At 47.3% G+C, this 1,603-nt stretch carries 2 protein-coding genes; both read left to right on the top strand.

Annotation, left to right across the window (positions count from 1 at the left end; translation table 11 throughout):
- The first annotated feature begins 131 nt into the window (after nucleotides 1–131).
- Nucleotides 132–1,223 carry an alpha-hydroxy acid oxidase gene (locus IE091_RS18300; protein WP_096921788.1) on the top strand — a complete coding sequence of 364 codons (1,092 nt, stop codon included), beginning with the start codon at nucleotides 132–134 and terminating at the stop codon, nucleotides 1,221–1,223.
- Between the two features lie 23 nt (nucleotides 1,224–1,246).
- Nucleotides 1,247–1,564: a VOC family protein gene (locus IE091_RS18295; protein ID WP_189464326.1), complete on the top strand. Its 318-nt coding sequence runs from the start codon at nucleotides 1,247–1,249 to the stop codon at nucleotides 1,562–1,564.
- The last annotated feature ends 39 nt before the right edge of the window (nucleotides 1,565–1,603 follow it).

The raw sequence follows: 1,603 nt of genomic DNA, 5'->3' as shown, positions 1-1,603 counted from the left end.
TGTTGGGCATGGCACTGTCTGGGTGAATGGCGATAATGGCTATATTGCCATGCAGGTCAGTGGGTTAGAAGTGCTTCCGGGGGCCGGTCTCACGGATTCAGGTAACAGCTAAATTAGACGAGGGAACGAGTATGGTTCCAGTGTGTATTGAAGATTGGCAATCGATTGCAAAACGCCACTTACCCCCAGAAGTTTATGACTTTATTGACGGTGGGGCTGGAAGTGAGCAATCATTGCAAGAAAATATTTGCGCACTGGAACGTGTAAAGCTTCTTTCCAGAGTTCTGCGAGGAATAGAAAAAGTAGACCCATTCACCACTCGTTTGGCTCGCATCCTTGGAAACCAATGCCCAACACCTCCCATACTTGTGGCTCCGAGTGCGCATCATAAACTCGTTCACCCTGAAGGAGAGCTCGCAACAATTAAAGCTGCGAACCAGAATGGAGTCCCCTTCATCCTAAGCACTATGTCAGATTTTCCTGTGGAAACAGTATGCGAAAAGTCAGACGCACCAGTTATGTTTCAACTCTATCTGTATAAAGATCGTCAAATTAACAGGGATCTTATTCAGCGAGCACAAGATTCTGGTTGCAGCGCTTTAGTTCTCACTGTAGACGTTCCTCTCATGGGTGCACGACTGCGTGACCGCCGCAATGAATTTAGTGTTAACAGATATAGAAATGAAAGTTATTTGCAAGGGCAAATAAAGCATCAGTGTATCCCTGTCTCAGGAAATTCAGGAGTCGCGGCTTTCGTTGCTGATCAATTAGAGCCCGCTATTTCTTGGGCAGATGTAGAATGGGTTAAATACCATACTAATATGCCACTGATTTTGAAAGGCATACTGCACCCACTAGATGCGGAAATTGCTCTGCAGCATGAAGTAGATGCCCTCTACCTTTCTAACCACGGCGGGCGTCAACTCGACCACCATGTTTCCGCCATTAGTATGTTACCACATATTCGTCAACGGCTAGGCAATGTGATACCGATTATCGTAGATGGCGGTATTCGCAGTGGCGCAGATATCCTTAAGGCTCTTGCTTTAGGTGCCGATGCTGTGGGCGTAGGTCGTCCAGTTCTTTGGGGGCTTGCTGCTGAAGGTGCGCAAGGAGTAGCCAGAGTATTGGAACAGCTGAGTGAAGATTTACATCTTTGCATGCATCTCTGCGGATGCGCCTCCCTTGCGGAAGTCAATAATGAAATCATTTGGATCGAGTGAACCACACGCCAAGGAGAACACTCATGACTAATAGCTGCGAAACCACTTCAAAGCTAATGCTCAAACATAAAGCCCAAAAAATCGATCATGTTGCAATTGCAGTACTAGATCTTGAGCAGGCCATTGGCTATTACAGCATGATCGGATTCAGCCTCATAGACCGTATGACTACCACTGGTGCCCGCAGCGCAATGAATTCCGCAGTAATGGAAGCTGGCCCGATTAAATTCGTCTTGCTCGAAGGAGCAGATGAAAACTCTCAAATAACCCGTTTTATTAATCCTGAATCCGTGAAGCCGGCGCCGACACTTTCCCTATCACCGCCAGCGAGCACTTTTTGATCATTCGCCCCGTGCAAGTTGGCTTTCGCAAGCCCGTTA

Origin of the sequence: Vreelandella hamiltonii, from assembly GCF_014651775.1 — a bacterium.
Taxonomy (GTDB): Bacteria; Pseudomonadota; Gammaproteobacteria; order Pseudomonadales; family Halomonadaceae; genus Vreelandella; species Vreelandella hamiltonii.
This window is presented reverse-complemented; position numbering and strand designations above follow the sequence as displayed.